The 21973-nt window shown below is 62.5% G+C and carries 19 protein-coding genes; 13 read left to right on the top strand and 6 right to left on the bottom strand.

Annotated features, from left to right (window positions below; genetic code table 11):
- Window positions 1-12: 12 nt before the first annotated feature.
- The 4 genes from JM946_RS10920 to JM946_RS10905 form a co-directional block, all read right to left on the bottom strand.
- Window positions 13-1614, bottom strand: a complete 1602-nt coding sequence (locus JM946_RS10920) for a S41 family peptidase (protein WP_203167317.1) — start codon at window positions 1612-1614, stop codon at window positions 13-15.
- Window positions 1615-1740: 126 nt separating this feature from the next.
- Complete coding sequence (locus tag JM946_RS10915) at window positions 1741-3084, bottom strand: M20/M25/M40 family metallo-hydrolase (RefSeq protein ID WP_203167316.1); 1344 nt, start codon at window positions 3082-3084, stop codon at window positions 1741-1743.
- Between the two features lie 39 nt (window positions 3085-3123).
- Window positions 3124-4797 carry a flotillin family protein gene (locus JM946_RS10910; RefSeq protein ID WP_203167315.1) on the bottom strand — a complete coding sequence of 558 codons (1674 nt, stop codon included), beginning with the start codon at window positions 4795-4797 and terminating at the stop codon, window positions 3124-3126.
- Between the two features lie 50 nt (window positions 4798-4847).
- The gene (locus tag JM946_RS10905; protein ID WP_203167314.1) at window positions 4848-5477 is read right to left on the bottom strand and encodes an OB-fold-containig protein; all 630 of its coding nucleotides are present in this window, start codon (window positions 5475-5477) and stop codon (window positions 4848-4850) included.
- 233 nt (window positions 5478-5710) lie between these two features.
- Between JM946_RS10905 and JM946_RS10900 the strand changes: the two genes are divergently transcribed.
- The gene (locus JM946_RS10900; RefSeq protein WP_203167313.1) at window positions 5711-6043 is read left to right on the top strand and encodes an ArsR/SmtB family transcription factor; all 333 of its coding nucleotides are present in this window, start codon (window positions 5711-5713) and stop codon (window positions 6041-6043) included.
- A complete protein-coding gene (locus JM946_RS10895) occupies window positions 6043-6567 on the top strand; it encodes an SRPBCC family protein (protein WP_203167312.1) in 525 nt (174 codons plus the stop codon). The genes JM946_RS10900 and JM946_RS10895 overlap by 1 nt, the downstream gene beginning before the upstream one ends.
- 58 nt (window positions 6568-6625) lie before the next feature.
- On the opposite strand, the gene JM946_RS10890 is transcribed toward JM946_RS10895, so the two are convergent.
- The gene (locus JM946_RS10890; protein ID WP_203167311.1) at window positions 6626-9667 is read right to left on the bottom strand and encodes a TonB-dependent receptor domain-containing protein; all 3042 of its coding nucleotides are present in this window, start codon (window positions 9665-9667) and stop codon (window positions 6626-6628) included.
- A gap of 306 nt (window positions 9668-9973) precedes the next feature.
- On the opposite strand from JM946_RS10890, the gene JM946_RS10885 reads away from it, so the two are divergent.
- The 11 genes from JM946_RS10885 to JM946_RS10835 all read left to right on the top strand — a co-directional run bounded on the left by JM946_RS10885 (window position 9974) and on the right by JM946_RS10835 (window position 21150).
- Complete coding sequence (locus JM946_RS10885; protein WP_203167310.1) at window positions 9974-10591, top strand: TetR/AcrR family transcriptional regulator; 618 nt, start codon at window positions 9974-9976, stop codon at window positions 10589-10591.
- A complete protein-coding gene (locus tag JM946_RS10880; RefSeq protein WP_203167309.1) occupies window positions 10588-11811 on the top strand; it encodes a glycosyltransferase in 1224 nt (407 codons plus the stop codon). The genes JM946_RS10885 and JM946_RS10880 overlap by 4 nt, the downstream gene beginning before the upstream one ends.
- A 71-nt stretch (window positions 11812-11882) precedes the next feature.
- Window positions 11883-12077: a hypothetical protein gene (locus tag JM946_RS10875; RefSeq protein WP_203167308.1), complete on the top strand. Its 195-nt coding sequence runs from the start codon at window positions 11883-11885 to the stop codon at window positions 12075-12077.
- A gap of 280 nt (window positions 12078-12357) precedes the next feature.
- On the top strand, window positions 12358-12678 hold the full coding sequence (locus JM946_RS10870; protein WP_203167307.1) for a hypothetical protein: 321 nt from the start codon (window positions 12358-12360) through the stop codon (window positions 12676-12678).
- A 126-nt stretch (window positions 12679-12804) separates the two neighbouring features.
- A complete protein-coding gene (locus tag JM946_RS10865) occupies window positions 12805-14739 on the top strand; it encodes a TonB-dependent receptor domain-containing protein (RefSeq protein WP_203167306.1) in 1935 nt (644 codons plus the stop codon).
- Window positions 14740-14741: 2 nt separating this feature from the next.
- The gene (cobN, locus tag JM946_RS10860; protein WP_407700534.1) at window positions 14742-18641 is read left to right on the top strand and encodes a cobaltochelatase subunit CobN; all 3900 of its coding nucleotides are present in this window, start codon (window positions 14742-14744) and stop codon (window positions 18639-18641) included.
- Window positions 18642-18658: 17 nt separating this feature from the next.
- Window positions 18659-19135 carry a MotA/TolQ/ExbB proton channel family protein gene (locus JM946_RS10855; RefSeq protein ID WP_203167304.1) on the top strand — a complete coding sequence of 159 codons (477 nt, stop codon included), beginning with the start codon at window positions 18659-18661 and terminating at the stop codon, window positions 19133-19135.
- Complete coding sequence (locus JM946_RS10850; RefSeq protein ID WP_218042746.1) at window positions 19135-19467, top strand: DUF2149 domain-containing protein; 333 nt, start codon at window positions 19135-19137, stop codon at window positions 19465-19467. Before JM946_RS10855 ends, JM946_RS10850 begins: the two co-directional genes overlap by 1 nt.
- A 76-nt stretch (window positions 19468-19543) precedes the next feature.
- The gene (locus JM946_RS31235; protein ID WP_407700533.1) at window positions 19544-20371 is read left to right on the top strand and encodes a helix-turn-helix domain-containing protein; all 828 of its coding nucleotides are present in this window, start codon (window positions 19544-19546) and stop codon (window positions 20369-20371) included.
- Between the two features lie 28 nt (window positions 20372-20399).
- Window positions 20400-20759, top strand: coding sequence for a VOC family protein (locus tag JM946_RS10840; RefSeq protein ID WP_203167301.1), 360 nt, complete (start codon window positions 20400-20402; stop codon window positions 20757-20759).
- A 1-nt stretch (window position 20760) separates the two neighbouring features.
- The gene (locus JM946_RS10835; protein WP_203167300.1) at window positions 20761-21150 is read left to right on the top strand and encodes an SRPBCC family protein; all 390 of its coding nucleotides are present in this window, start codon (window positions 20761-20763) and stop codon (window positions 21148-21150) included.
- A 49-nt stretch (window positions 21151-21199) separates the two neighbouring features.
- Here JM946_RS10835 and JM946_RS10830 read toward each other — a convergent pair whose 3' ends face one another.
- The gene (locus JM946_RS10830; protein WP_203167299.1) at window positions 21200-21934 is read right to left on the bottom strand and encodes an oxygen-binding di-iron domain-containing protein; all 735 of its coding nucleotides are present in this window, start codon (window positions 21932-21934) and stop codon (window positions 21200-21202) included.
- Window positions 21935-21973 lie beyond the last annotated feature (39 nt).

The following is a 21973-nucleotide window of genomic DNA, read 5'->3' as shown; positions in this document are numbered from 1 at the left end:
TATAGCCAGGAATCAAAGCATCGTCGCGTCCTGGAGCTCGTTGCGCAGGAGACGATTCTCACGCAACGGCGACTTGAACATCTGGCCGTCGGGTGTTGCGGCACTCTGCTTGGAACTCACGCCCGGATCCGGCGTGAAGCCCGATGCCGACGGACATGACGCTGGATTGTTGTTGCTGGCGAGGTAAGCGAGCGCTGCTCGCAGCCGGCCCTCCTGAGGATCGCCGAGCGGGCGGCTGAAATCGTCCGCCACCGAACAGCCCGGCAGGTCGACGCTGCCGATGTCGGGCGAGTTGATCGGCGTGAATCCGTCCGGATAAGTGCCGAAGTCCTTCGCGTTGCGGCCCTCGAACTGGATCGAGAAGTACGTGGTGCCGCAGTTGTCCTGCGGATAGAAACCATACGGCTTGCCACAGGTCGTGGAGCCGATCTGATAAACCTCCACGTCCACACCACGCAGGCTGTTGATGATGGATTCGCTCGCCGAGCAGGTGTTGTTGCCGGTGATGACATACACGCGAGGCAGATCCAGCGTCGGCAGCGGCGTGCCCGGAGCCGTGCGTTGCCCCGAAGTCACCGGAAAGCCCACGGCGGTGGAATGAAATGGGGTCGGCGCGAGCGGTCGTCCGGTGATCGGATTGGTGCTGGGGTGTTTGTCATTGAACACCAGCCGCTCGAAACTCTGACCCGCGGTCTGCGCGCTGCCGGCAATCATGTAAGCCAGCTCGCTGGCGATATCCAGAAAGCCGCCGCCGTTGTAACGCAGGTCCAGAATCAGCTCCCGGACGTTCTGGTTACGCATCGCCGTCACGGTCTGAATCAACTGCGTCTCGGCGGTTGCGATGTGATCGTTGAACACCAGGTAGCCGACGGGCACGCCGCCCTGGTCGATCACCGAGCTGGTCAGCACCGGCTGATGGGTGACAGCGACACTGTTCAACGTGATATCGCGCACGGTGCCCGAGACCTCACGAATCCTGAACGTATGCTGCTCGCCGGGCGCGGCGGGGAAGAACGCGTTGTTCAGCTGATCGACGGCGGAGCTCGTGTTCGCATTGACGACGTCGACGCCGTCGGCCATGAGCACTTCGGCGCCACGCTGCACGCTCGCCGTCGAGGCAGGTGTGTTCGGCTCGACAAAGGCGACGACCACCTGGCGCGGCGGCTGGCCTCGCAAGATCATCCATTGCGCTCCGTAACCGACTTCGACGCCGCCCTGAGACAGGTCCTCCCACACATCCGTGGGATAGGTGAAGTGGAACTGATCTTTGTCCCGGCCGGACGGCGTGGTCAGCGGCGTCTTCAGCTCTTCGAAATACGCCGCCGTGGTGAAGTTGGCGGGACTGATGTCCGGCACTTCCGAGTACCAGAGGTACAGCTCGTTGGTCCACGAGCGCAGGAACATGCTTTCGGTGAACGCCGAGCCGGATCGATCGGCGGTGCCCGGTCGCGGCGCTGCGCATTGATTCGCAAGCTGCGAAGACAAAGGGAACACGCCCTGGGTATAGGTGATGCCGTTGTTGCCGCCAGGATTGTTTCCGCCTGGATTGTTGGTGCCCAGCGCACCGCCGCCACCGCCACCTCCGCCACAGGCGGCCACAGCCAACATCGCCATGGCCAACCATGCACCCCGCCCCATCGCTCCCATACCAGACAGCTCCCTGGGTTTGACTTGGACCCTTTTACTACACAAGTCACAGCAAAAGTATGACACGGCCCACGATTGCTGGCCGGCCCGCGTTCAATGACGGCGCGTCAACAAAGGTGGAGGACCGCCCTCGACGCCGGCCAACGCCAGCGAGGTGAGCAGCAGGCCTTGCGGCCCGAGCCACGAGCGCACCGGCTCATACCATTCATCGAGAGAATGAGCTTTATCGGCAATACCGCCGCCGGAGGCTGTGATGGCTGGAATTCCCAGTCCCATGGGCACATTCGCATCGGTGCTGCCCGCGGTTGCAATGGGCGTTTTTTCGCCCAAGGCGACCAGCGCGTTCATCCAGGCCGAAGCCACGGCATTATCGCTGCCGCCCGCGCCAGCCGGCCGATCGCCGAGCAACTTGCGTTCGACGCGCACCGGCTCGGCGCCCCAGCGTTTGCCTTCCTCCACGCCGGCCTGCTCGGCCGCGGCCATGATTTTTTCTTCCATGGCAGCCAGCGCCGCCGCGTTTTCTGAACGGATGTCCAACTTCAGCTGTGCCTTTTCGGCAATGGCGTTGATGGCGGTGCCGCCGGAAACGATGGAAACAGTGAACGTCGTCTTCGGCCCGGCCGGCGGCTGCAGATCCGAGATCGCGCTGATCGCGCGTCCCATGGCATGGACCGCGCTGGGCGTCCCGAAGTTCTCATAACTGTGGCCGCCCGGCCCGATGAATGTGATTTCCCAGCGGTGGCTGCCCACGGCTCGCGTCACCACCTCCGACTCGCCGGGCGGCAACCGTGGCGATTCGGTGCCATCGACGGAAATGAAACCGTCGATGTCTTGTCGATCGCGAAACAAAGCCTTCACACCGCGGAGATTGCCAAGTCCTTCTTCGCCGACAGTGGCGACAAACAACACGTCACCCTGAGTGCGCAACTGATGCTCTTGCATGGCGCGCAACACCGTCAGAAGGACAGCGAGCCCGCGCGCATCATCGCTAATGCCAGCGCCGTAGTATCGATTGCCCTCCTTGCGAACCTTCACGTTGGTGTCCGCGGAGAACACTGTGTCGAGATGGGCTGACAGCACTAGCAGAGGTCCGTTGCGGCGAGTGCCCGGACGCCGTGCGATGACGTTGCCCTCTTTGTCGATCTCGATCTCGCTCAGGCCGAGCTCACGCAGCCGACGCACATAGTCCTGTGCACGCTTCTGCTCTTGGTGAGATGGCGCAGGGATCTCGGCGATCTCGATCTGCTCGCGCAGCGTGCGTTCGTCCTCGCGACGGATTTGCTCGAGCGCAGCTTTTACCGCTGGCTTGGCGCTGATGGTTTTCAGCGCCGCTTCAGCGCGCTGCGCCGAGTCCGCAGCATGGACATCACCGAACAAAGCACTGGACAAAGCCAGCACGCTGGCGAGCACGAGGCTCGCCGATCTCCCGAACTCCATCATCATCGTTCCCGCCGACCGGCAATTACGAAGCCGGCATTATGCCTGAGCGGGCAACACAGGCGTCGGCGTGAGGACCGGCTCGGCCGGCGTGGCTTTGAGCAAACCGTCCAACCCGCTGCCCGACAGCCCCACTTCCTTGATCAGCTGATCGACCACCGGTGCGTAAGCGCGATATTTCAGCGCAGCGCCGACGGCCTGCTCGGCGAGATTGCCGCCAGACGCGCCGTTCGCCTGATCGCCCGCCTGCGCACCGGCCGCGCCGGTGTTGAGCCCGTCCACCTGCATGATGCGGATGGAGTCAATGTTCTGCATCGGGCGCACCGCCTCTTCGATGATCTTGGGGAGCGCCTGGATCAACGCGAGCTTCTCCTGCAGCGAGATCTGCGCGTTGGAAAGCGTGTTGATCGCCTCGTTCAGGGCGCGCTTACCGGCCGCTTCCGCTTCGTAGTTTTCGCGGTTCGCCTTCGCAAGCGTGCGGATCGCATCGGCCTTGGCTTCGGACGCCTCTTTCTCGGCCAACGCGGAGACCTTCACGCTGATCGCCTGACGTTCCGCTTCCTGCGACGCCAGCACCAGCGTCACCTGCTTCTCACGCTCGGCCTTGGCGACTTCCTCCGCGGTCTTCACCGCCTGCTCCGACTTGACGGCTTCGGCCAGCGCCAGGTTGGCACTTGCCTGGGCCTTGGATTGCTCCTCCGATTTCTGCGCGATGGAGATCGCCTTGTTCTGATCGGCGATCTGCGTGGCGCGCTGCTGCTCGATGGACGCGATGCTGATCTCGCGTTCGGCTTCGACTTCGCGCTGACGCACAGCCTGCGCCTTGGCCACCTCGGCTTCGCGAATCTGCCGTTGCGCTACGATCTTCGCTTCTTCGGATTCGCGCAGCTTCTCGGCTTGCACCTTGGCTACCGTCGCGGCCTGCTCGGCTTCCCGCGCAGCGACTTCCTGCGATTGCGCCAGCTCGGCGAAGCGCTTCTGGCGATCGATCTCCAGCTGCAGCTGCTTGGCTTCGAAGTTCTTTCGCGAGATGGCCACGCTCGTGTCCTGCTCGATCTCGTTGCGCTCGCGATTGCGGCGCTGGGTCTGCTCGGTGAGCCGCGTCAGACCTTCGGCGTCGAAAGCGTTGTTGGGATCGAAGAACTGCATGGCCGTCTGATCGATGCGCGTCAGCGACACGCTCTCCAGCTCCAAGCCGTTCTTCAACAGATCTTCGCTGACCGCGTTCTGCACGCCCTGGATGAAGTCCTGGCGCTTGTCCAACAGCTCCTGCATGGTCATCCACACGGCCGCCGCGCGCAGCGCGTCCACGAACTTGTCCTCGACCAGCTGCGACAGCTGTTCGGGATCGATGGTGCGTTGACCGAGGGTCTGCGCGGCGTTCGCGATGCCCTCTTTCGTCGGCACCACGCGCACGAAGAACGCGACGACCACGTCCACGCGCATGCGGTCTTTGGTGAACAGCGAGTCTTTGCCGGAGCGCGTGACTTCCAGCTTCAGCGTGTTCATGTTCACCAGGATGGTTTCGTGGAACACCGGCAGCACCAGGGCGCCGCCATCCATCACCACCTTCTGCCCGCCCAGGCCGGTACGCACGAACGCCCGCTCCTTGGATGAGCGGCGATACAGCCGCGAGAAAATGAACAGCAGCAGCATCAGCGCTACAAAGCCGATGCCCACCAGGACCAGCATCTCTTCGATCGAATATTCCATGACTCTCCCCAGCAGTTAGCAAACCCATCGCGTGGTCATTTCCAACTCGCTCACAGCAGATCGGGCCAGGGATTGAGCTCCCCGGCGAACCGATTGCCCGCCAGCTGCCGGGTGAGCAGCACCTGTTCCCCGCTTTGGAACGTCATGCCCTGCGCCTCCGGCTCGACCATTACATACAACATCTGCCCATGCTCGTTGGCCACTTTCGCCTGGGCGGGATAGCCCGGGCGCGCGGTGCCGGTCACGACGGTTGCGACGCGGCCAACCAGCGACTCGAACGAGACTGCATACGTTTGATCTTGGGGAATCACTCGCGCCAGGCCCGCACCGCACAGACGAACCAGCGGCAACGTGACGATCAACGCCACCATGACCGCGATCCAGGTCGGGGCCCAGACGCCAAAGAATTGACGCACGATGAGGTTGAGGGCGAAGCCGGTGAGCGCGAAGCTCGCCAGGAACAACACCACCAGCACCACGAACGGCACTCGTCCTACCGACAGCCAGTCCAGCAATTTATCGAACGGACCGGCGATGCCTTCACCCGGATCGGGGAATAGTTGCTGTAACGACTGCGACAGACTGGCCCCGATCACCATCGCCAGGCACTCGACCAGGGCGAACAGCAGGAGCAGAAAGGACGCCACCGTAAACGGCCAGGTTTCTGGAGCGAACAGCACGTGTCGTTTATCCCTCAACTTGAAAAGCTGTTGAGGACAGTATCAGTACAGCAAGCCATCCATGCAACGCATCGCCGGCCAACGCCCCGCGGTTACCGGCGAACATCGCGCGCCGGCGCGCTTGTCATTTGACAGTTTGTTATTTTAGTATCAGCTAAATTAAGCAGCCGCTACAGCGCCGGCCCGAAGTCACCATTGGGTGGAGGCGAAAACGGTTCGATTCGGTAAGACCCATGAGCATTTTCGCAGCTTTGGCCGATCCCACCCGGCGCGGCATCGTCGAATCGTTGGCGCGCGGCGCGCTTTCTTCCGGCGAGATCGCCGAGCGCTTCGATATCAGCGCCTCGGCCATCTCACAGCACCTGAAGGTGCTGCGCGAAGCGCAGGTCGTACGCGTGCGCGCCGAGGCGCAACGGCGCATCTATGAGCTCGACCCCCACGGCGTCGCCGAGCTCTCCCGCTGGGTCGAGGAGCTCAAAGGGTTCTGGGCGCCGCGCTTCGATGCACTGGAAGCCGAACTGCGCAAACCGGCAGGCAGACCTCGCAAACGACGCAAGGAGAAGTGATGGCAAAGTTTCCAACCAACGAAAAGGGCGAAATGTCGACACTTGCTTGTGTCACATTCGCGCGCCTGCTCCCAGGGCCCATCGAACGGGTGTGGTCGTATCTCACCGAGCCGAAGAAGCTGCCGACATGGTTCGGCGAAGTCGCTGTGATGGAGCCGCGCCAGGGCGGCGCTGTGCGGCTGGTCAATGGTCACATTCGCGGCGTAGTCACTCAGTGGCAACCACCACGGAGACTCATCTACACCTGGAATGTGTTCGAGCCGGGCGCTGCCGAAGATGCAGTCTCGCCCTACCCTGAGTCCTATCCGACGTTCGAACTCGAGCCGCGCGGTGACGAGGTGCTACTGACCTTCAAGCACTTCCCCATTCTCGAGCGCTTCATCCCACAGAATGCGATGGGCTGGCACACCATGCTGGACACGCTTTCCGCGGCGCTCGCTGGCGAACCCATCAAGGATCGTTCCGAGTATGTGAAGAAGAATGCCGCCCTGTACGGTGTGGATCTCGCCAATCTCGCGCGCTAAAAAAGAGGGGCTCCCCGCTGAGCAGGGAGCCCCTCGCTGTGGCGACAGCTAATCTAACTTAGAACTTCGCGCGCACCCCCATCCAGTACTGGCGACCGATGATGTCGCCGTACGAAGCGGTCGGGTACGAAGGCATTTCGTCCGTGAAATTCTCCACGCCCGCGCGCACCGTCACCTGGTCGGTCACGTCGAACTGCGCCGAGACGCTGTGACGATAGTTCGCATCGACGGTCGGAACGTCGGTGGTCTCGATCGTCGCTGTGTACGCCGTCAACACCGAAGGCAGGTAGTTGAGGGTGTACGCCAGGCGCCACGAGCCGAAGCCGTAACGCGCATCGAAGCGACCGCGCCAGTCCGGCTGCGCGGTGGTGCCATCGGTGCGAGTCCGATCCAGGCCCGTCACCGAAGTCTCCAGCTCGCTGGTGTGCGTGGCTTCGACGCCGAGGAACAGGTTGCCCGGACCCACAGGGAAGGCGTAGTTCACGTTGTAGTTCTCACCGCGGTAGCGGATCGAACCAGCGTTGATGGTCTGCGCCGCGCTGGTCACCACTTGACCGTTCGCATCGCGCGTCGAGATGCCGCAGATGTCTGCGGGCAGGCCCGGCGTGTCGAAGCAGGTCGCGAGGAAGTCCTGCGGCTGGAACAACGACAGGCCATCCTCCAGATCGATCTCGATGCGATCGACGATCACCGTCAGGCCTTCGGCGAAGCTCGGTTCGAAGATGAAACCGAAGCTGGTGGTGTCGGAGATTTCGTTGTCCAGGTTGGGATTGCCGCCCGTGGTCACCAGCGCCGACGGGAAGCTCTCGGCGTTGGACTGGAAGCCGTTCAGATCCACACCCAGCTGCGCGAACACCGCCTGGCAGTTCGCCAGACGCACCGCCGGATTCGGGCCGCCGTTGATTCGGTCTGCATCGCAAGGATCGATGGTGATCGTGGCGAGATTCGTCACCGTCGGCGCGAACAGCTGCGTCAGGTTCGGCGCACGGAAGTTACGGCTGCGCGAGTAGCGCACCGTGAAGTCCTGCACGATGCTCCAGCGCAGGCCTGCATTCCACACGCTCTCCGTGCCGGCGATCGAGTGATCGACGTTACGGAACGCACCGGTGAGCTCGACGGTCTCGGCGCCGGGCAGGTTGAAATCCTGACCCAGGATCGGAATCAGCAATTCCGCCGAGAATTCGTTGGTGTCGTACTCGCCTTCCTGCGGCAGAGTCGGCACGCCGAGGCGACCGATGCCGGCCTGATCCGAGGCCAGCGGCTTGAACTCCGCCTCTTCCTTGCGATGCTCGAAGCCGACGCTGAAACGCATCGGCCCCGCCGGCAGATACATCACATCGCCGCCCAGGGTGGCGAGATAGTCCTGCTGGGTGTTCTCGTAGTCCATGCCGAAGCGGGCGCTCACATAGTTGCGAGCGTCGGCGCTGACATTGCCGATGCCGAACGGGTTGATCGGCGAACACGACGGATCGTCGTTGGTCGGATCCGCATCCGCGTTGATGGCGCAGACCGGGGCGCCGCTGCCATTCAACACCGAATTGATCGCGTTGTTATAGCGATCCTGCCACACGCCCCAGGTGCGGGTGCTGCCGTCCACGGTGGCGTGAGTGGCGGACACCGTCCAGTAGAAGTCGCGATTGGCCGCGGAGAAGTCGCCGTCCAACGCCAGCACGGCGCGGAACGTATCGACTTCACGCTCGCCGACCGACGAGGGCAGCAGATCCACCCAGCTCTTCGACAGCGCCACCGGCGGCAGCGGCACCGGCGCGTTGGCCGCCCAGGCATTGCCTGCGCCCGGGCCGAAGTTGGTGTTCAGGTAGTTGACGATCGAATTGCGCACATCGGAGGTGAGGAACGCATTGTTGCCCCTGATGATGATCGGGCCCGAACCGGTCGCGGCGGCATTGAGGATCGTGTTCGAGGGAATCGAAGCACGCGGATCCTCACCTTCCGTCTTGGCGTACAGCAGTTCAGTGGACAGGCGGATCTTGTCGGTCAAGTCGTAGTGACCGATCAGGTTGGCGTTGGTGCGCTCGATGCCGGTGGTCAACGCGCTGAGACTGCGATAGTCGAAGCCGTCGCCGCCGGAGGCGAACGGGATCGACGGGCCGTTGCGAGTCGGGAACACGCCCGGGTTGTAGGCGACCAGAGCGGTGCCGTCCGCATTGAGCTGCGCCGGGGTGCCGCCGTTGATGAACGACAGACCGTCGGTGGTGATGAAGGCGCGGTTCGGGAACTGCGCCGGATTCGGCGGGGTGAACAGAATGCCCGCCTGGTTGAACATCCAGAAGCGCGCATCGGCAATGCGCACCAGCGAGGGCTGACCGTCGTTCGGACCCGTGTTCAGATCGTTCTGCGAGCCGGTCAGGAAGCGCGTGGCGTCCATGCGATCTTCCGGCAGCAGCGGATCGGTCTTCGACCACTCGAGGTTCACCGCGATGTTGCCGCGCTCGGCGAAGTTCATACCCCAGGTGACGCGTGCGGCCGGCGTCTCGTAGTCCCCATCCTCGGAATTGCCGTACTGCGCGTCGATCTCGAGGCCTTCGAAATCGTCCTTGTAGATGTAGTTGACCACGCCGCCCATGGCGTCCGAGCCGTACACGGCGGCGCCGCCACCCTGCACGATTTCGACGCTGCGGAGCAGACCGGTCGGAATCAGGTTGGTGTCCACCACGCTGTCGTTGCTGCTGTTGCCGAAGCCGCTCGAGAAGCTGCCTGCGGAAGTCACCATGCGGCGGCCGTTGACCAGGGTCAGGGTGCGACCCGCGCCCAAGCCGAACAACTGCGGATACTGTTCACCACCACCGCTGCCCGAACCGTCCAGCAGCGACTGAGCGCGCGCCGGCGTGATGGCGGTGGTTTCGTTGAGCGCCTGGCTGATCGAAACGAAGCCGCGATCCGCCAACGCCTGCTGGTCGATGACCGTGATGGGCGCGGCGGTGGCCGTATCGGAGCGCCGGATGCGCGAACCGGTCACGATGATCTCTTGGATGTCAATCAACGTCGTGTCGTTGCTCGGCGCCTCCTGCGCATGCACCGGGCTCAAGCCCAGCAACGTCGTCGTGGTTACCGCGGCCAGGGCGGCTCTGCGCGAACGCATTCCGTGCGCTTTCGCACTATTCGAATCAACCATAGCTGTCTCCAATGCCACTTTAGATTTTGCGCCGAGGTTCCACCTCGCACGCGTCGAAAATTCTGACAGCGAGGGCGTGCATGGTTGTTTCGTATTGAAGGCGATTGGGGCGTTTCGGCGAATCGATCATGCGTCGTTGACCGTGCATCAAGAGCGCTTTATGCAGGCGTTATTTTGCATTGAACTGCGTCACATTCCGCAAAGCGGAAAGCTTGGTTGTTCATCTTGAACGGCGTACAATTCTGAACGTCGTTCAGTTTTCGTGATGCCGTCATGCCCGGTTCGGTTGCGCCACAGCCCTCGCGTCGAGCGCGCAAGCGCTTGGAGAAGCTCGATCACATCGCACGCACCGGCTTTCGGCTGTTCGAGGCGCACGGCTACGACGCTGTGACCATGGAGCAGCTGGCCGCCGAGGCCGACGTCGCGAAGGGCACACTTTATAGCCACTTCCCTGTCAAGGAAGCGGTTCTCGCTCATTGGATTCATATGCAGCTGGAGCACGATCTCGCGCGCCTGCTGCCGACGTCTCAGGCGGACAACAATTTCAAGCGCGGCATGCGACGTTTGCTCGACGCCTCGGCGACCTGGCATCAACGTCACCGCGAGTACCTGATGCCGTACCTGCGCTACCGCTTTCTCAGCGTCGGACAGCCGGGTGCGGACGAGAACGACGCTCGAGCCGATCTGGTGCGCGCGTTCATGGCGTTGATCGAAGCCGCTCAGCGCTCCGGCGAGCTGCGAGACACGCAGCCGGCGGCCCGCCTCGCTTTGTTCTTCCACTTTCTTTATCTGGCCGCGCTGATGCGCTGGCTGATGACTCCGAAAGCCAAGCTGCGAGATGAGTTCGACGCGGCGCTGGAAATCTTCTTGAAAGGATCGTCGCGACGATGAAATTCCTGGTCCTGACTTACGGCACTGACGGCGACACCCGCCCTCTCGCCGCTTTGAGCCGCGCTCTGATGGACGCCGGTCACGAAGCGCATTTGCTTGCGGACGGCGCCACGCTGGGAACAGCGACCGCACTCGGCGTCCCTGCGACGCCCATCGCTGGAGACATTCGCAAAGCGTTGCAGCCCGGCTCGGGTCTGTTCGAGAAGAACAGCGTCAATCACACCGCACGCGAACTCGCTCGCATCGCGAACGAGAATGCCGAGCACTGGCTGCGCTCGGCGATACAGGCCGGCGCGGGATGCGACGCCCTCATCCTATCCGGTTTGGCAGGCTTCATTGGTTTGTCCGCGGCGGAACATCTGCGGGTGCCAGCAATCGGAACTGGATTGTTTCCGCTGACGCCGACCGCCGACTTCGCCTCGCCCTTCCTGCCTCCCGGGAAGCTGCCGCGAATGCTGAACCGGTTCAGCCATCATTTCATCAACGGCGTGCTGTGGCGATCGTTTCGCAAGGCGACGAACGAGGCGCGCGCACGCGTTTGTAGCCTGCCTCCCTGGAAGTCGCTTCCAACGGGACATCCGATGTTGTATGGCGTCTCCCCTGCTCTGCTGCCGCAGCCGCGAGACTGGCCGTCGAACGCGCTCGTCTGCGGCCAGTGGCTGGCTCCTGCCAGGCAGTGGACTCCGCCTGAAGCACTCGATGCATTCTTGTCCGCCGGCACGCCGCCGGTCTATGTCGGCTTTGGCAGCATGGGCGGGATGGATCCCAAACATCTGCTCGAGTCGGTCGTTGCCGGCTTGGGTGGGCGCCGCGCGTTGTTTTATCCCGGATGGAGCGGCGTCGATGCCGCTCGGCTTCCCGACAACATCTTTGTGGTGGGCGAGACGCCGCACGATTGGCTGCTGCCGCGATGTTCTCTCGCCGTCCATCACGGTGGCTCCGGCACGTCTCATTCAACAGCGCGCGCCGGCATCCCCTCCGTCGTCGTACCCTTCGCCGGCGATCAACCTTTCTGGGCAGACCGCCTGCACGGATTGGGCGTCGCCGCTCGGCTTCCCCGATGGAAGGCATTGAATGCTACCTCGCTCGCGGACAGCATTCGCTATGCCGAGCGCGATGATGTTCGCTCTCGAGCTCGGGACATGGGCGAGAAGATGCGAACTGAAGCCGGCCTCGCAACGGCGGTCCGCGCCATCGAGAAGTTTGCGTCGCACCGCTAGCCATCTCGTTGCCGGAACCTTCCAAAACTTCGGGCGTTCGCTCTGCAGCGAAAACTGAAGGAGGGGCTGCCATGTCGGCACAGACCAAGAAGCAGATCGCGCCCAAGCGGGCAAAGCGCAAGGTGCGCGCGAGGACGACGGCGAAAAAGAAGAGCACCGTGCAGCGTGCGGCTCTGCTCAAGCAGCTATCGGCCAAGGGTGGCCGCAAGCGAGCGACCGCAAAGCGACGCGCCGAGAAGATCGGAGTGCGCGGCGACGAGTGGTGAATCCGAGCACGCACTCGGCGGCGAGTGCGGATTGTTTATTCGTTTGACGAGATCCGCTCCAGGGCGCTGACTCTGAAGTGTCGCCATGAACTGGTAAGCGCGGCAGTTGGGCATTCCATGCGGATTGGTGAGCGGCCCGCTGCTAGGCTCGCCGGCGCTTCACATCGAAGTTCTCGACCGTGGCCATGCGAGGCGCTTGCTACTCAATCAGCCAGGATGTTCCTTTTGTAATTTTCGGTGTGATATGGTGCGCGGGATCGTTTCCCCGATATGACCAGATATGGGCCGCCCGTCCGCCACTGCCACTCTGCACCGACTGCAGCGCCGATTCAGCATCGCGCTGTCGGCAGCGTTGTGTCTGTGGATGCTGGCGCTGGCGACGCACTTCCACAGCAGCGACTTCGATACTGACTCGCACCAGGCCACGCATGAACTGTGCGCCTTCTGCGTCTCGGTGCCGGGCACTGGCGCCGCGCCTTCCGTGGCGGCCTACCTTGTCACTCCGCAACCGCAGTCGTTCACCGCGCCTGTTGACATTGCTCCTACGACTGCGGCGCCTGCTCCCGGCGCTTATTACAGTCGCGGCCCGCCTCTGATCTGACCCCCGCCTGATCCATTTCTAAACGTTTTTCGCGCGACTCGATCGTGCGAAGGCCCGCGGCCGCGCGCGTGTTTCGCGCGCTCGTCATCGGCTGCGCGCTTCATCCTGGTTTGGGGAGAGTGCTCCGTGAGCAATCGATATTCACGTCGCGAACGGCGACCATTTGTAACATTCATCCTGGGTTCTACCGCCCTCACACAACCCGCGCTCGCCGCCAGCGCGCCCGAAGAGATTCCGCAGGTCGTGGTGACCGCCACTTTCATCGAGCAGAAGCTCGAAGACGCGCCCGCTTCGATCACCGTCATCGACCGAGAGGAACTGAACAGCCGGCCGGTGCAGGATCTTGCCGATGCCCTGCAAGGCGCAGCCGGCGTACAGGTTGGAGGGGTGGGACTTGCGCGCCGTGGCATCAGCATTCGTGGCATGTCCAACGAATACACCTTGACCATGATCGACGGTCGACGTGTCAGCCAGACCGCCGGTGTGATCGGTCATTCCGAAGCGGACGTAGGCTGGGTGCCGACCGAAGGCATCGAGCGTATCGAAGTGGTTCGTGGCCCGATGTCATCGCTGTACGGCTCGGACGCGCTCGGCGGCGTCATCAACATCATCACTCGACCGGCCACCGACGAATGGCGAGCGAGCATGACCAGCCGCGGCGAATGGCGGGAAGACGGTCGTGGGGGTGAAGTTCTGCAAACGGGACTGTACCTCGCAGGCCCACTGGTGCAGGACGTGCTGGGCATCTCCGCATACGGCGAATTTCGTGATCGCGAGCCGACCGTCAGTGCGGTCGATCCCCGGTTGTCGGAAATGGAAGGTCGCGAGGTCGCCACAGGCAATGTCGCCCTGAACTGGACGCCCGACGACGCACAGCGCATCAGCGTGAACTACGGCCAAGGCAAAGAAGATCGCGAGCGCAATGCCATCACCGGGCGCAACTACTACGTCACCACCGATCTGATCGAGCGCCGCCAATACGCCTTCAGCCACACCGGGCAATGGAGCTGGGGCGACACCACGTTGCGGGCGTACGGAACCAAGCTCGAAAAGACCAATCGTCGCTCGAGTGGCACGCCGGTGCGGCCGCAGGTGCTCGAAGATCGAACTTACGATGCCCGCACGTCGCTCAAGATCGGCGACGCGAACCGATTGAGCCTCGGCGGCGAGTGGCGCGAGGAGGAACTGTTCGATACGTCCATGAACTCCGCAGGCTACGACAGCACGCGCCACCGGGCGCTGTTCGTGCAAGACGAGTTGCAACTGGGAAGCTGGTTGTTGGTGCTCGGCACGCGCTACGACGATCATGACATCTTCGGCGGCCAGAACAGCCCGCGCGCCTATGCGGTCTATCACGCCTCCGAGAATGTGACTCTGAAAGGCGGCGTCGGCCGCGGCTTCAAAGCGCCCAACCTGAAGCTGCTGTCCCCCGAATACTCGGTGACCACCAGCTCCTTCGTGGTTTTCGGCAATCCCGATCTCGATCCGGAGTTCAACACCAGTTATGAGCTGGGTGCGAGTTACAACGCTGCGCGCTGGTCATTGCAGGCGACGCTGTTCCAGAACGACGTCGAAGATCTGATCCAGAGCTACTGCGCCTCCGATTGTGACGCACTACGGGTGCTGAACTATGAGAACGTCGAGGAAGCTCGCATTCGCGGCGTCGAAGTTGCCGCGAGCCTGTCACCCCTGCCGCAGCTCGCGATGGATCTCAACTACACCTTCCTGAACGCCAAGGATCTGACCGCGGATCAGCCATTGGCGGAGAAGCCCAAGCACACGATCAATCTCACGCTGAAGTGGTCTGCGACAGACAAACTCAACGCACAGCTGCGCGGCAACTACTACGGCAAACAAACCATGTACAGCAGCGAAGTTCGCTACGGCCTGCCCGACTACACGCTCTGGGGCGCCGACCTCAATTACCAGCTGACCTCGCATTTCAAGCTGCATCTCTCCGGCGACAACTTGAGCGATGAGAATCTGGCAGCGCTGTCCAGCCGCTTCAACTACGTCGAAGTCGGACGCTCCTACTCGGTCGGGTTCACCGGGAGCTTCTGATGCTGCGTGTCCTCGCACTGCTGCTACTTACGTGCCTCGCAATCACACATGCCCAAGCAGCTGAGCCCGTGGTGCGCGTTGTCGCCGACGAGTCCGTCCTCGCCGGACGGCTCGAGCGCTTGCAAGCCATCGCTGCCCAAGCGGACGTGGAGTTGGAATGGGCTTATCTCGGCAGACTCCCTTCTGCGCCTGACCTTTGGATCGGTGCGGCGGATCTGCTGATCATCGAAGCGCCGCTGCAAAGCGCCCGCCAGCGCGTCGAAGAAAGGATCGGTGGCGCACTTCAGCGCAGCCGCGTGCCACGCATCGAGGCGACCACCCGACGTGAAGCTTTCAGTGGGCTGCCGGAGCAGCCAGGCCAGACGCTGATCGAGTATTACCGCAATGGTGGCGAGGCCAATCTGCGCAACTTCTTCGCCTACTTTCGCGCCTGGCAGACCAAGCAGGACACTTCGAAAGTGCCTGCGCCGCTGATCGTTCCTCCGCACGGCTACTACCACCCCGACGCACCTCAGTTGTTCATGCGGCTGCAGGACTACGAACAATGGGGCAAGGAGCGGTGGAAATCCGGCGCGCCACGGGTCGCTTTTGCCATTCACGCCTCGGCATTCGGGACGTTGCAAACGCAGGTGATCGACGCAGTCATCCGCCGCAGCGAAGTGCTTGGACAGATGCCTCTGGCTGTCTGGTTCGACAGTGAGGATCCGGACGCGTTGAAGAAGACCGTGTTGCCCGCGCGCGCGGACGTGCTCATCAACATGCAGCACATGGGCAATGGTCGGGCGCGCATGCGCGAGATCGAACTGCTCGATATCCCGGTGCTGCAAACACTGAACTATCGCGATGGAGATAGCGAACACTGGCTGCAGGCCACCAGTGGTGCGCCGTCACGACTGGTGGCCCCGTTCATCGCTGTGTACGAGATCTGGGGCATGAGCGATCCGCTGGTGATCGCCGCCGTGAAGGACGGCGAGCTTGCGCCGATGAGCGCACAGGTCGACGCCGTACTACGCAAAGCTGCCGCCCTGGCGGCGCTTCGACGCACGCCGCCATCCGAGAAACGACTGGCGTTGATGTTCTGGAATTATCCCCAGGGCGAGAAGAATTTCTCGGCCTCGAATCTCAACGTGCCACGCAGTTTGCAATCGTTGACTCGCGCCCTGAGCGCCGCGGGTTACGACATTCCAGAAACCACCGAGCAACAGGCGATCGAGACCGGGCAAGCGCTGCTCTCGGTGCTCTACCACCATGATCGGCTCGATGAGCTGCTACGCAAAGACCTGGCGGGCCTTCTGCCAGTGAAGCGCTATCAAGACTGGCTGGCGAGTTTGCCTTCCTCGGTTCGCTCGGAGCTGCTGCAGCGCTGGGGCGATCCACTCTCGAACTGGGCGGTGCGCGAGGTACGCGGCGAGAAACAGTTTGTCATTCCTCGCTGGCAACTGGGCAAGTTGATGCTGATGCCGCAGATGCCTCGCGGTGGAGAACCTGGCGCGGGTTATCACGACGCCGCGCTGCCACCGGACCATCTCTATCTCGCCGCCTATCTATACTTGAGAGACAGCACCCCACACGCGTTGATCCATTTCGGCACGCACGGCACGCAAGAGTGGTTGCCCGGGAAGGATCGCGGATTGTCGGTGAACGACTATCCGTTGCTGGCCATCGGCGATCTGCCCGTGTTCTATCCCTACATCCAGGACAACATCGGCGAGGCGCTGCAAGCGAAGCGTCGCGGGCGCGCCGTCCTGATCAGTCATCAGACGCCGCCATTCGCCCCTTCCGGGTTGTACAAGGAGCTGGCGGACATTCACACGCTGCTGCACGAATACATTCAGCTGGATCCCGGGCCGGTGCGAGATCGGACCGCGGACAACATGCGGCAGCTCATTGTCGAGCACTCGTTCCACAAGGACATGGACTGGAGCGAGCAAGCCATGCGCGAGAACTTCGACGCCTTCCTGGATGCATTTCACGATCACCTGCACGGCCTTGCTCGGCAAAGCGTGCCGTTGGGTCTGCATACGTTGGGTGTTTCGCCCAGCCCGGAGCACCGCGTGAGCACAGTGATCCAGCAGCTGGGCGATGATTTCGCAAAGGCCGCCACGTCGCAGATGCAAGCGGTCCACGCCGCCATGGGCCACGCAATGACGGGCAATGAAGCGTTCGCCACGGGCGGCTCGCAGTTGGCTCAGACGCCGCCGTATCAATTGCTTCAGCGGCATGTGCGCGATCGAGTGCCGGCGACCGAGATCGCTGATGCGACGTTGCGCAAGTTCGTCGAACGAGCCGTGCAACTGGATCGACATCTGGCGACGAACAATGAGCTTACCGCGTTGTTGCACGGCCTGGCCGGGCGGCTCGTGTTGCCGGGACCCGGCGGCGATCCGGTGCGCAATCCGGATGTTCCCAACGGCCGCAACCTGTACGGCTTCGAACCGGACAAGCTGCCGACGCGCAGCGCTTATGAAGCCGCCGAAACCGCGCTGAATGCGCTCATCGAGGATTTCCGTGGCAAGCACGATGGCGCGGCACCAACCAAGCTTGCCTTCAGCTTGTGGTCTGTCGAAGCCATGCGTCACATGGGCGTCACCGAAGGACAGGTGTTGCACGCCATGGGCTTGCGTCCGCGCTGGGACGAAGGCGGTCGAGTGACTGCACTGGACATCATTCCGGCCACCGAGTTGCGCCGGCCACGCATCGATGCCGTGGTTCAGGTTACTGGTGCGTATCGCGACCAGTTCGAAGGATTCATGCGCCTGCTGGCGGATGCCACGGAGCGACTGTCTAGGCTCGATGAGCCTGGCAATGTGATCGCGAAAAACACCCGTGCGGCGACGGCGAGCTTGAGAAAACAAGGACTGGATGCCACGAAGGCTCAGCGCCTCGCGGCCGTGAGACTGTTCGGCAATCAAGCGGGCGATTATGGCGTCGGCCTGGCGGATGCTGTGCTCGACTCCACTGCCTGGAACGACGATGCTCCTTTAGCCGAGCAGTACCTGGATCGATTGCAATATGCCTATGGCAGCCAGGATTGGGGCACTGCTATCGCGGGCGTCAATGTCTACGCCGAACAGCTCAAGGGCGTACAGGCCGCCGTGCTTTCACGCTCTTCCAACTTGTATGGGCTGCTTACGGGCGACGATCCATTTCAGTTCCTCGGCGGGCTGTCGCTTGCCGTTCGACACATCAATGGCAACAGCCCCGAGCTTTATATTTCCGACCAGCGACGCCCGCAGGGTCGCATCGCTTCGGCCGCGAGCTTCCTCGCCGAAGAGATGCGTACGCGCTATCTCAACCCGCAGTGGATCAAACCCATGCAGCAGGAAGGTTATGCCGGCACGCTGGAGATCGTCGACACCCTCAACAATCTGTGGGGCTGGCAAGCGCTCGATCCAAGCACGGTGCGCGCCGATCAATGGCAGTCCATGCATGACGTATATGTCATGGACAAGCATCAGCTCGACATGAAACGTTGGTTCGAACAGCACAACCCGACCGCGCAGGCGCAAATCCTCGAGCGCATGCTCGAAGCGATCCGCAAAGGCTATTGGGATGCTGCCGAGCAGACGCGACGCGAGATCGCGGAGCGTTGGCAGGAGCTTGCGGACCGCGGTCTCGCGACCGGTGCGGCTGAGACTCGCGAATTCGCCCAGGAGATGGCTGCTGGTTTTGGACTTCAGCCCGGCGTCACTACCCAAAGGGCGACGACGCCGAGCGCGAGCCCTGCTCAAACAGAAACGGTGCGCGGACAGGTGATGCAGGAAACGACTGCAGCGGACGTCGATGAGCCGCTTTGGCGAGTGTGGCTGGCGTTACTCGCCCTCGTGCTTTGTTTTGTCGGTGGCGGCGCGCATCAGCTGCGCCAGTCCCTGCCCACTCGCGCTCCGCAATTTCGAACCTGACCTGGAGATGATCTGGCATGACTGAATTCGAAGCCACGCTGTACTCGCTGACCCGTCTGTTCCTGACGCCGGTGTTGATACTCATTGTTGCTGCCTTGGTTTATTCCTTTGTCTCGCTCGGCGCGTTTGTGGTCGAGGCGTGGCAGCGACGGCGCGGCGCATACCGCTCGCCGCTTGGCGAATATCGACGCCAAGGCGCATTCGGCAGCGACGATCTGGAGTTGTGGATCATGAAGCGGCTGGAATGGCTGCGCATCACCTCGCGTAGCGCGCCGATGCTCGGCCTGGTGGCCACGATGATCCCAATGGGCCCGGCGCTGCTGGCGTTGACTCGCAGCGACGCTCAAGGCGTTGGCGACAACCTGGTGGTGGCCTTTTCCGCCGTCATCCTGGCGCTCGTCAGCGCCAGCATCACCTTCTTCGTGCTCACGATAAGACGCCGCTGGCTGCTGCAGGAACTGCGTGACATCGAGCGCACGCAGGAGGTTGCGTGATGCGTTTTCTGGAGCACGATGAAGCCGACGATCCCATCCTGTCGCTGGTGAACCTGATCGATCTGTTCCTGGTCGTGATCGGCATCCTGCTGATCGTCATCGTTCGCAACCCGCTCAACCCCTTTTCCAGCACCAATGTCGTGGTCATCGAGAATCCCGGGGAAGCGGACCAGCGCATGATCGTCAAACAAGGCGAGGAACTGCGGCGCTACGAGGCCGGAGACGAGATCGGCGAAGGCGAAGGTGTGAAAGCGGGCGTCACGTACAAACTTGCCGACGGGCGGCTGATTTATGTCCCTGAAGCCGGCGCTGCGGGCGCGCTTGAACCCTGACGCCTTGCGCAAGGAGTCCCGGCTCGCCAGGGCCGGGGCTCCCTGATAGATTCGCGTGGTGAAACCCGCGACGCGCATGCTGCAATCCGGTTCCGTTTCGGTGATCGACTATCGATGCACCTGCGGGCCTGCGGATCGCCCCTTCACTGAAACTCACAGTCGGCATTCGATTTCCTATGTGCGCAAGGGTTCCTTCGGCTATCGCCACGGCGCACGCTGTTTCGAGCTCGTTGCGGGCTCGGTGCTCGTCGGTCATCCCGGCGATGAGTACATGTGTACCCACGAGCATCATCACGGCGGCGATGAGTGCCTCTCTTTTCAGTTCAGCGCCGAGCTGATCGAAGAGCTCGCTCCCCATTCCGTGTGGCGCGTCGGCGCGTTACCGCCGATCGCTCAGCTGATGGTACTTGGTGAATGGGCGCAGACAGCGGCCGATCCCCGCAGCGATATCGGCCTGGACGAGCTGGGCCTGATGCTGAGCGCACGATTGGCGCAGGTGACCACAGGCAAACGCGCTGCGACTCTCAAACCCACTTCGCGCGACCGGCGCAGGGCCGTGGAAGCGGCACTCTGGATCGATGCGAATGCCCGGGACGATATCGATTTGTCGACCGCGGCGAAGATCGCAGGCTTGAGCAGCTATCACTTCCTGCGCGTGTTCGCAGCCGTCGTCGGTGTGACGCCACATCAATATCTGGTTCGGGCGCGGCTGCGCAACGCCGCGCGGCTGCTGGTCGAGAGCGAGCGGTCGATCACCGAGGTCGCCTTCGACGTCGGTTTCAACGACATGTCGAACTTCGTGCGTACGTTCGGGAGGGCAGCGGGCGCATCGCCTCGCGCCTTTCGACACGCGGCCCGCGGCGATCGCAATTTTTTCCAAGAATCGGCAGTGATGCGAACCTAGCATCGATGCCCTCACTGGAGGGTCCGCTATGTTCGATCACGTTGGCTTACACGTTCTCGATCTCGAAGCTGCACGCCGTTTTTATCGCGCCGCGCTCGCCCCGCTTGGGCATGTGCAGGACGATTCTGGAACGGGCTTTGGGCCCAAGGGCGAACCGGCGCTTTGGCTCTATGAGTCCGAAGGCAAGGAAGCGTCGCGAACGCATCTCGCGTTTCGCGCTACCAATCGTGAAGCAGTGGAGCGCTTCTATCGCGCCGGCCTCGAAGCCGGCGCCCGCGACAATGGCAAGCCCGGCCTGCGCATCGATTACAGCCCCACGTACTATGCGGCGTTCCTCATAGACCCGGACGGCAACAACGTCGAGGCAGTCTGCTACTCGGAGACCTGAGATGGCCTCAATCCGCCGAGAAGTGCTGCTGCACGCGCCCCTAGATCAAGCATGGGACGCGCTACGTGACATCGGCGCGCTACACACCCGACTGGTCCCGGGCTTCGTCGTCGACACGACGCTCGAAGACGGCGCCCGAATCGTGACGTTCGGCAATGGCATGGTCGTGAAGGAGCTCATCGTCGATATCGATGAACCGCAGCGCCGGGTCTGCTGGTCCGCGGCAGGCACGGCACTCACGCATCACAACGCTTCATTCCAGCTCTTCAAGGAAGCTGAGGAGCGGACACGCGGTGTCTGGATTGCCGACCTGCTGCCCCACGAAGCTGCGACAGACGTCGCAGCCATGATCGAGGAAGGGCTGGCGGCAATGAAGCGCGTGTTTGGATAGCAAGCGGCAGACGACACGAGATGGCTGCTGATCTTAGCGAGGCCGAGCATCACGGTTGTCGATGCAGCGATGTGGAGAGCTCGCCCAGCAGCTTCGCTCCATCACCACGCCAGGCGCTGCCGTGCATACAAGCCAGGGTCGTCGGCCGCTCGCGCGCCAGTCGCTCAAGGATGGCGCCAGTCCCGGGTGAATGCGCAAAGTAGTCCATCATCAGGCGAAAACTTTCGCTGGGCCCGAGGATGTCGGATTCCGTGAGAGCTATCTCACCTCGACCACCCTGCGTGAACAAATCGCCGCAGAACAATGTTTCGGTGGTTACATCCATCATCAGGCCGCACTCCCACGAGTGTGGCGTGTGCGGTGTGTCGAACCACCGTATCGTGCGACCACCCAATGTCAGTTCCTCCGCGTCTGCAAGAACCCGCGCCGCACGCTCTGCAAAATCGTCGATCGCGATCATTGCAGCGACCCTGCTGCAAACCGGTACCGCCTGCGGAGCCACGGAAAGCAAGGAGTTCAACGCCCCGCATTCATCAGCTTCGAAATGAGAAAACCCGATATAACGCAGCCGCTCGACGGGCAGCACTGCATCGATCGCCTCCCGCACCGGCGCAAACAGCCGCCGCGGCCCGGTGTGGAACAGCATGGGTGCGTCGTCGACGATCAGATACTGGTTGAAATTGAACTTGCCCGCGCCATCGGGCAGAGCGATCGGGGTGTTGATGCGATAAATCCCGTCCGCCACTTCGTGGATGTTGGTGCCGGATTGCGCATTGGTCATCATGGCCCGACTCCGAGTTACCCGAGACAGGTAGTGTAACGA

This window comes from Steroidobacter gossypii (assembly GCF_016801985.1).
Classification (GTDB): Bacteria; Pseudomonadota; Gammaproteobacteria; order Steroidobacterales; family Steroidobacteraceae; genus Steroidobacter; species Steroidobacter gossypii.
This window is presented reverse-complemented; position numbering and strand designations above follow the sequence as displayed.